The sequence below is a fragment of the Nioella sp. genome, assembly GCF_964229645.1.
GTDB lineage: Bacteria > Pseudomonadota > Alphaproteobacteria > Rhodobacterales > Rhodobacteraceae > Nioella.
In genome coordinates, this window is the sequence record NZ_CAXREX010000173.1 from 1 (window position 1) to 7,763 (window position 7,763).

General features: G+C 64.9%; 9 protein-coding genes. 4 read left to right on the forward strand and 5 right to left on the reverse strand.

What is annotated here, in order from left to right; all coding sequences use genetic code 11:
* Positions 1-1,400: acyl-CoA carboxylase subunit beta (locus ACEQXV_RS11460; RefSeq protein ID WP_370269250.1), on the reverse strand; the 1,400-nt coding region annotated here is incomplete at its 3' end.
* 227 nt (positions 1,401-1,627) lie between these two features.
* Between ACEQXV_RS11460 and ACEQXV_RS11465 the strand changes: the two genes are divergently transcribed.
* The 4 genes from ACEQXV_RS11465 to ACEQXV_RS11480 all read left to right on the forward strand — a co-directional run bounded on the left by ACEQXV_RS11465 (position 1,628) and on the right by ACEQXV_RS11480 (position 5,263).
* Positions 1,628-1,981, forward strand: a complete 354-nt coding sequence (locus ACEQXV_RS11465; protein ID WP_370255285.1) for a DMT family protein — start codon at positions 1,628-1,630, stop codon at positions 1,979-1,981.
* Between the two features lie 80 nt (positions 1,982-2,061).
* Complete coding sequence (locus ACEQXV_RS11470; RefSeq protein WP_370255283.1) at positions 2,062-3,279, forward strand: multidrug effflux MFS transporter; 1,218 nt, start codon at positions 2,062-2,064, stop codon at positions 3,277-3,279.
* A gap of 60 nt (positions 3,280-3,339) precedes the next feature.
* Entirely contained in the window at positions 3,340-4,737 is a 1,398-nt protein-coding gene (locus ACEQXV_RS11475) for a short-chain fatty acyl-CoA regulator family protein (RefSeq protein WP_370269252.1), read from the forward strand.
* 55 nt (positions 4,738-4,792) lie between these two features.
* A complete protein-coding gene (locus tag ACEQXV_RS11480; RefSeq protein WP_370255281.1) occupies positions 4,793-5,263 on the forward strand; it encodes a CoxG family protein in 471 nt (156 codons plus the stop codon).
* A 34-nt stretch (positions 5,264-5,297) separates the two neighbouring features.
* Here the strand turns inward: ACEQXV_RS11480 and ACEQXV_RS11485 are convergent, their stop codons facing one another.
* The 4 genes from ACEQXV_RS11485 to ACEQXV_RS11500 form a co-directional block, all read right to left on the reverse strand.
* A complete protein-coding gene (locus ACEQXV_RS11485) occupies positions 5,298-5,537 on the reverse strand; it encodes a YdcH family protein (protein ID WP_370255279.1) in 240 nt (79 codons plus the stop codon).
* 112 nt (positions 5,538-5,649) lie between these two features.
* On the reverse strand, positions 5,650-6,345 hold the full coding sequence (locus ACEQXV_RS11490) for an HAD family hydrolase (protein WP_370269253.1): 696 nt from the start codon (positions 6,343-6,345) through the stop codon (positions 5,650-5,652).
* Between the two features lie 172 nt (positions 6,346-6,517).
* On the reverse strand, positions 6,518-7,441 hold the full coding sequence (locus tag ACEQXV_RS11495; RefSeq protein ID WP_370255277.1) for a DMT family transporter: 924 nt from the start codon (positions 7,439-7,441) through the stop codon (positions 6,518-6,520).
* A 46-nt stretch (positions 7,442-7,487) separates the two neighbouring features.
* Positions 7,488-7,763: LysE/ArgO family amino acid transporter (locus ACEQXV_RS11500; protein ID WP_370269254.1), on the reverse strand; the 276-nt coding region annotated here is incomplete at its 5' end.

A 7,763-nucleotide genomic window follows, 5' to 3' on the forward strand; every position in this document is an offset into this window, starting at 1 on the left:
GCCACGAAGGGGTTGGCGAAACGGTCCTCGTAGTCCTTCGTATGCGCCGCGATCTTGTCCGCATCGCCCAAGTCGGCGCGGTGGATGATCTCGGTCGCGCCCTTGGCGCCCATCACGGCGATTTCCGCCGTCGGCCAGGCATAGTTGAAATCGCCGCGCAGGTGTTTGGAGGCCATCACGTCATAGGCGCCGCCATAAGCCTTGCGGGTGATCACGGTGACTTTCGGAACGGTGGCTTCGCCATAGGCAAAGAGCAGCTTCGCGCCATGCTTGATGACACCGCCATATTCCTGGCTGGTGCCGGGCAGGAAGCCGGGCACATCCACCAGCGTCAGGATCGGGATCTCGAAGGCATCGCAGAAACGCACGAACCGCGCGGCCTTGCGGCTCGAGTCGATATCGAGGCAGCCCGCCAGAACCATCGGCTGGTTTGCCACCACGCCCACGGTCTGGCCTTCGAGGCGCATGAACCCGGTGATGATGTTCTTGGCGTAGTCTTCCTGGATCTCGTAGAAGTCGCCCTCATCCCCCAGCTTGTAGATCAGCTCCTTCATGTCGTAGGGGCTGTTGGGGTTGTCAGGGATCAGCGTATCGAGGCTCTCCTCCACCCGCGCCACGTCGTCGAAGAAGGGGCGAACCGGGGGCTTTTCGCGGTTGTTCAGCGGCAGGAAGTCGACAAGGCGGCGAACCTCGGCCATCGCTTCCACGTCGTTTTCGAACGCGCCATCGGCAACCGAGGACTTCTTGGTATGGGTCGATGCCCCGCCCAGTTCCTCGGCGGTCACCACTTCGTTCGTCACCGTCTTCACCACGTCGGGGCCGGTCACGAACATGTAGGAGCTGTCCTTCACCATGAAGATGAAGTCGGTCATCGCGGGCGAATAGACCGCGCCACCGGCGCAGGGGCCCATGATGACGGAAATCTGCGGCACCACGCCCGAAGCCATGATGTTGCGCTGGAACACTTCCGCGTAGCCGGCAAGCGAGGCAACGCCTTCCTGGATGCGCGCGCCGCCCGAGTCGTTGATGCCGATCACCGGCGCGCCGTTCTGCATCGCCATATCCATGATCTTGCAGATCTTTTCGGCATGCGTTTCCGACAGCGAGCCGCCGAAGACGGTGAAGTCCTGGCTGAACACATAGACCATGCGGCCATTGATCGTGCCCCAGCCCGTCACCACGCCATCACCGCGCGGCTTGGATTTTTCCATGCCGAAATCGGTGCAGCGATGCGTCTTGAACATGTCGAATTCTTCGAAGGAGTCCTCGTCCAGCAGCAGTTCGATCCGCTCGCGCGCGGTCAGCTTGCCCTTGGCGTGCTGGCTTTCGATCCGCTTCTCGCCGCCTCCAAGGCGGGCCTCCTCGCGGCGCTGCTCCAGTTCGTGCAGGATGTCTTTCATGGGTCCCCTTCCTCCCCTTGCCAAGACGGGAGCGACCCGTCCAGCCATGCGAATTCGGGGGCAACCTAGCGAGTCCGGGGGCGAAATCCAGCAGAATCCCGCATATTTGCAAACTTATTCACTTTGCTGAATTTGCATTTGCATAGTTGCAAATTTCCCGCATTTTCCCCCTATGCAGACGCACGCCCCTGCGATAGCGCGGCGCATCCTTCGCCTCCGGTGTGTCCATGCCCCAGATTCCCGTCGCCTTCCAGACCATTGGCCTGCTGATCCTGTCCAATCTCTTCATGACCTTCGCTTGGTATGGGCATCTCAAGCACAAGGCCGCGCCGCTTCTAATGGTGATCCTCGTCAGCTGGGGCATCGCCTTCTTCGAATACGTCTTGCAGGTGCCAGCCAATCGCATCGGCCACGGCACCTTCTCGGCGGCAGAGCTCAAGACGATCCAGGAAATCATTACCCTGACCATCTTCATCGGCTTCTCGGTGCTCTATCTGCGCGAGCCCATTCACTGGAATCACCTCGTGGGGTTCGGCTTCATCGCGCTTGGCGGTTTCTTCGTCTTCCACCGCTGGACCTGATCCCGCCATGTGCATCCGCGCAGGGCGCGACCTGCGCCGGGGCCATGGACAAGCGGATAGTTGCGGCGTTAAGTGAACCAATGAGTTCACATCCCGAGGTCCGGTATTTGGACCGGGCCACGCCCCCTCACATCTCGACCCTGATCGCGGCGACGGCGCTCGGCGCGATGTCGATGAACGTGTTCCTGCCAACCCTGCCGCAGATGGCCGAGTATTTTCAGGCCGACTATGCGCTGATGCAGCGTTCGGTCACGCTTTACCTGATGGTGAACGCGATCCTGCAACTTGGGATCGGCCCGATCTCGGACCGGATCGGGCGGCGCCCGGTGCTGCTTGGCAGTTTCGTCCTGTTCACCCTTGCCACGCTTGGCTGCATCCTCGCCCCCACAGCCGAAATCTTCCTGGCCTTCCGCATGGCACAGGCGGTCGTGGTGGCTGGGCTGGTGCTGGGGCGCGCCGTGGTGCGCGACATGGTGCCGGGGCCACAGGCGGCCTCGATGATCGGCTATGTCACGATGGGCATGGCCATCGTGCCGATGATCGGCCCGGTCATTGGCGGGGTGCTGGGTGAGACCTTCGGCTGGCAGGCCAATTTCGTGCTGCTTCTGGTCTCGGGCCTGCTGGTCATGGCGCTGACCTGGTTCGACCTGGGCGAGACCGCCAGCGCCTCGACCGGGCGGCTGCGCGACCAGATCCGCGAATATCCCGAGCTTCTGACCTCGCGCCGATTCTGGGGCTATTGCGGGGCCACCACCTTCGCCTCGGGGGCCTTCTTCGCCTACCTGGGCGGGGCGCCCTACGTGGGCAGCGAGATCTATCACCTTACCCCGTCGCAGGTGGGCTTCTATTTCGGTGCCCCCGCGCTTGGCTATTTCCTCGGCAATTTCGTCGCCGCGCGGCTGTCGGTGCGCCTGGGCATCAACCGGATGATCCTTTACGGCACCGTGATTTCCACCGCGGGGCTGATCATTCCGCTCGCCTCGATCCTGGGCGGGATCGATTCCGCACAGGTCTTCTTCGGCTCGGTCACGCTGGTGGGGCTCGGTAATGGCATGACCATGCCCAATGGCAATTCCGGCATGCTGTCGGTGCGCCCGCACCTGGCAGGCTCGGCCTCTGGCCTTGGCGGTGCGGTGATGCTGGCGGGGGGCGCGGGGCTGGCCGACATGGCGGGCAACTTCCTGGCGGGCAGCGCAACGGCGATGCCCTTGGTGCTGATCATGTTCGGCAGCTCGTTGCTCTCGCTCGTGGCCATCCTCTACACCATCCGGCGCGAACGCTTCGTGACCGGCGGCTGACGCCCCCTTGCCGCCCGGATTTGCAAAGCCCATAGTGACTTTGCAAACCGAGGGCGAGCCATGGCGATCCAGAAACTCTATGCAGGCGCAAAGCTGAGGGAACTGCGCGGGCGCATGGGCCTGACGCAAAAGGAATTCGCCGCCAAGCTCGGCGTGTCGCTGCCCTATCTCAACCAGATGGAAAACAACAACCGCCCCCTGTCCTCGACGGTGATGCTGGGGCTGGTGCAGGAATTCGGCTACGACGTGAGCGAACTGGGCTCGGGCGACACCGAGCGGCTGGTCTCGGACATGCGCGAGGCGCTGGCTGACCCGGTCTTCACCGAGGCCGCCCCGCCTCTGCCCGATCTGCGCCTCACCGCCTCGAACGCGCCTGCGCTGGCACGCGCCTTTCTCGACCTGCACCGCGCCTACCGGCAGACCCATGAACGGCTTGCCTCGCTCGACGAGGCGCTCGGGCGCGAGGGCGGCCGTGTCGCTGCCAGCCCCTGGGAAGAGGTGCGCGATTTCTTCCACTATTGCGACAACTACATCGACGCCGTGGATCACGCCGCCGAACGGTTCGTGGGCCGGGCGGGCGGCGATCTCGACGCCCATATCCGCGCCGCTTTCGACGATGCCGGGATAACGATCCGCTACGCTGACGGGGCGGGCATCCGCCGCTATGACGCCGCGCGCAAGGAACTGACGCTCTCGCCGCGCACCGCCCCGGAAACGCAGCGCTTCCAGCTCTTGCACCAATACGCGCTGATCGCGCAGGACCGTTTGCTGGAGGCCACGCTGGACCTCGCCCGTTTCCAGACCGAGACCGCCCGCGCCATCGCCAAGGTGGGCATGGCGAATTACTACGCGGGCGCGGTGCTGATGCCTTACATGCGCTTTGCCGAAGCGGCGGGTGAAACGCGCCATGACCTCGAACAGCTCTCGGTCCGCTTCGGCGCCTCGATCGAGCAGGTGGCGCATCGGCTCTCGACCCTGCAACGCCCCGGCGCCAAGGGCATCCCCTTCTTCTTCGTGCGCGTCGACCAGGCGGGCACGATCACCAAGCGCCACTCGGCCACGCGGCTGCAATTCGCCCGCTTCGGCGGGGCCTGCCCGCTGTGGAACGTGCACCAGGCCTTCGAGACGCCGGGCCGCTTCCTGCGCCAGCTGGCCGAAACCCCCGACGGGGTGCGCTACTTCTGCCTGGCACGCGACGTGTCGAAATCGGGCGGGTCCTTCCACGCGCCGATCCGGCGCTTCGCCATCGGGCTTGGCTGCGAGGTGCAGCATGCCGAGGCGGTGGTCTATGCCGACGGCATGGATATCGGCACCGCCGCCGCCTACCAGCCCATCGGCATTTCCTGCCGGATCTGCGAACGGACCGACTGCCACCAGCGATCCGTTCCGCCGCTGGAACGGCACCTGAAGATCGACCCCGACCGGCGCGGCACCCTGCCCTACGAGATAGGACGTTGACGCCCTGCCCCACGCCCCGCCAAATGGGCACCAGCCAGCTATCGGAGGACACACCATGGAAATGCATGCCAGCCGGATCATCGCCGCAGACCGCGCCGCCGTTTGGGCCGCGCTCAATTCTGCCGAGGTGCTGAAGGAATGCATTCCGGGCTGTGAAGAGCTGACAGGCTCGCCCGCCGAGGGCTTTGCCGCCACCGTCAAGCAGAAGGTCGGCCCGGTGAAGGCCACCTTCAAGGGCGAGGTCACCCTGTCGGACGTGGTGGAAAACGAAAGCTACACCATTTCCGGCGAGGGCAAGGGCGGCGTCGCGGGCTTTGCCAAGGGCGAGGCCAAGGTGCGACTGGAAGATGCCGAAGGCGGCACAGAGCTCTTCTACGACGTCGAGGCCAAGGTAGGCGGCAAGATCGCGCAGCTTGGCTCGCGGCTGATCGACGGCTTCGCCCGCAAGATGGCCGACCAGTTCTTCGAGCGTTTCCAGGCCCATGTGGAAGCCGCCGCCGCAAACGAAAACGCGGCCGGGGGCTGACCCCGACCGCGCCTGTCAGTCGAAACCCTGTCGATCAGGCCTTGGCCAGCATCGAGGCGATCTCGTCCTTGAGGTGCATCCGCTGCTTGCGCATGGCCACCTCGGCCAGCTCTTCCTTGGGTTCCACGCCGGTCTCGGCGCGGTGCACCGCGCGGTTGATCTCGTGGTATTCGTCCATCAGCTTGGCGAAATGGGCGTTCGAGGTCTTCAGCTCGTGGATCTTGTCCACCTGGTCCGGAAATTCTTCGGCCAGTTCGTGCGGGGTATGAGACATGTCGCGTTCCTCTCTTATTGTTATCCCGGTTCGGACACAGGCCTAGCAGGCCGCGCAAGCGATTCACTTTGACAGAGGTCAAGCCAGACGGGCTGAGGGGCGAAAAACAGCGTTACTCGGCGGCAGGGCGCAGGCTGCGCCGCCAGGCGGCGTCGATATCGGCAGGCGACAGCACCATGACCTCGCCGCCGCGCCCCGGCACCCCGACCCCGCCCGAGCGCGCCAGCACCCCGGGAAAGCCGAGCGTGGGAATGCCCGCCGCCGCCGCTGCCTGCGCTGCCGCAGGGGTATCGACAATGGCGAGCGCCGCCATCGGCTCGACCCCCAGTTGCGCCAGGGCCAGCTGGTAGGCTTCGGGATGGGGCGGCAGGTGGGTCAGATCATCGCGCAGGATCGCCACGGCGAACCCCACCCCGCCACGTGCGCGCGCCGTGGCCTTCAGCATCGCGCGCACGGGTTCCGTGGCAGACCGGCTGACCAGCCCCAGTTTCAGACCGCGCCGGGCGGCCATGCGAATGACATCGGCCACCCCCGGGCGCAGCGGCAACCCTTCGGCCAGCATCGCCGCGAACAGCCGGGCCTGGGTGCGTTCCACCGCGTCCACATTGGTGGTTTCGCCACGGCGGGCGGCAAAACGTTGCACGGGCGAGCGCGCGTCCCGCGTCGAGACCAGCGACTGGTAGGTGTCCCAGTTCCAGTCCCAATCGAGACCCTGCGCCCTGAAGGCGCCGTTCCAGGCGGTGCGGTCGAGATCGGCACATTCGGAAATGGCCCCGATCCCTCCGAAGAAGATGGCGTCCAGGCTCAATAGGGTATCCTCCACGGCTCCACGAAACTGTGGCCGGGGCCGCCCCCGCAAGCGCCGCACGGCGTGCAAGCGCTGTCATCGTGGGCGATGGATTTTCGATAGGCAACGCGCGGGGCAACTGCTCATTCCCGAGGCAGGAAATGAACGTTAACAACTATCCGGCGTTCAGGAATTACAACTTGGTCTGCGGCACGGCGGGCGTCACCTGGCGGCGGCGCAGCATCGCTTCGCGAAGGGTGATATAGCTGATCGCGGCAATGATCATGGCGCCGCCCAGGATCACCCAGATATCGGCAGGCTCTCCGAAGGCAAGCGCGCCCAGAAGCGTCGCCCAGACCAATTGCAAGAAGGTAATGGGCTGCGTCACCGTCAGGGGGGCTGCCTTGAAGGCCATGGTCATCGTGAAATGCCCCGCCGTGGCAAAGACCGCGACCAGGAACAGCCAGCCCAGTTGCTCCAGCGTGGGCGGCACCCATACCGCCCAGGCAAAGGGCGCCAGCCCGATCGTCACCGTCACCGACAGCATGCCCACCACCACGGCAGGCGAGGTCTCGTCGGCCATGATCTTGGCGATGAGATAGCCCACGGCAAAGACGACGGCGGTAAACATCATGGCGATATGACCGGGGCTGATTTCTCGAAAGCCCGGGCGCAGGATGATCAGCGCGCCGCAGAAGGCCACGACGACGGCCATGATCCGGCGCAGGGCCAGCCGCTCGCCCAGGAAGATCGCGGCCAGGATCGTGACGTAGATCGGGTTGAGGTAATTCATCGCCGTCACCTCGGCAATGGTGATCTGGGTCATGGCGTAGAACCAGCTCATCACCCCGAGCGTATGGACCGCGCCGCGCAGCGCAAACAGCTTCAACGCCCGGCGCGACAGGTTCGCGTTCAGCATGGGCCGGATCATGGGGATCACGAACACCAGCCCGAGCGCATAGCGCAGGAAGGCCGATTGCGCAGGCGGCACCGTGGGGCCCACGATCTTGACCACCGCCGTGACCGCCACGAAGCAAAGCCCGGTCACGACCATCCAGAACACGCCGATGGCGGGGTTCGGGGCCTCTGGCCGGTCGCTGGTGGATTTGCTTGCCATGTGAAGGACTGAACCCCAAAGCGCGGGCGGGAGCAAGCGGAACCCGTCAGACCCCCACCAGCAGTTTCGCCGCCAGCGCCCACATCACGATGCCGATGCCGACATCCAGCACCTGCCAGGCGCGCGGGCGGGCAAAAACAGGCGCCAAGAGCCGCGCGCCATAGCCAAGCGAGAAGAAGAAGGTAAAGCTCGACGTGACCGCCCCAAGGCCGAACCACAGGGCGTTCGGGTCGTATTGCGTCGAGATCGAGCCGATCAGCAGCACCGTGTCGAGATAGACATGGGGGTTGAGCCATGTCAGCGCCAGGCAGGTCAGCAGGGT

Coding starts and splice junctions, on each gene's coding strand:
- ACEQXV_RS11465 (WP_370255285.1), top strand. CDS start 1,628: ATGCCCCAGATTCCCGTCGCCTTCCAGACCATTGGCCTGCTGATCCTG.
- ACEQXV_RS11470 (WP_370255283.1), top strand. CDS start 2,062: ATGAGTTCACATCCCGAGGTCCGGTATTTGGACCGGGCCACGCCCCCT.
- ACEQXV_RS11475 (WP_370269252.1), top strand. CDS start 3,340: ATGGCGATCCAGAAACTCTATGCAGGCGCAAAGCTGAGGGAACTGCGC.
- ACEQXV_RS11480 (WP_370255281.1), top strand. CDS start 4,793: ATGGAAATGCATGCCAGCCGGATCATCGCCGCAGACCGCGCCGCCGTT.
- ACEQXV_RS11485 (WP_370255279.1), bottom strand. CDS start 5,537: ATGTCTCATACCCCGCACGAACTGGCCGAAGAATTTCCGGACCAGGTG.
- ACEQXV_RS11495 (WP_370255277.1), bottom strand. CDS start 7,441: ATGGCAAGCAAATCCACCAGCGACCGGCCAGAGGCCCCGAACCCCGCC.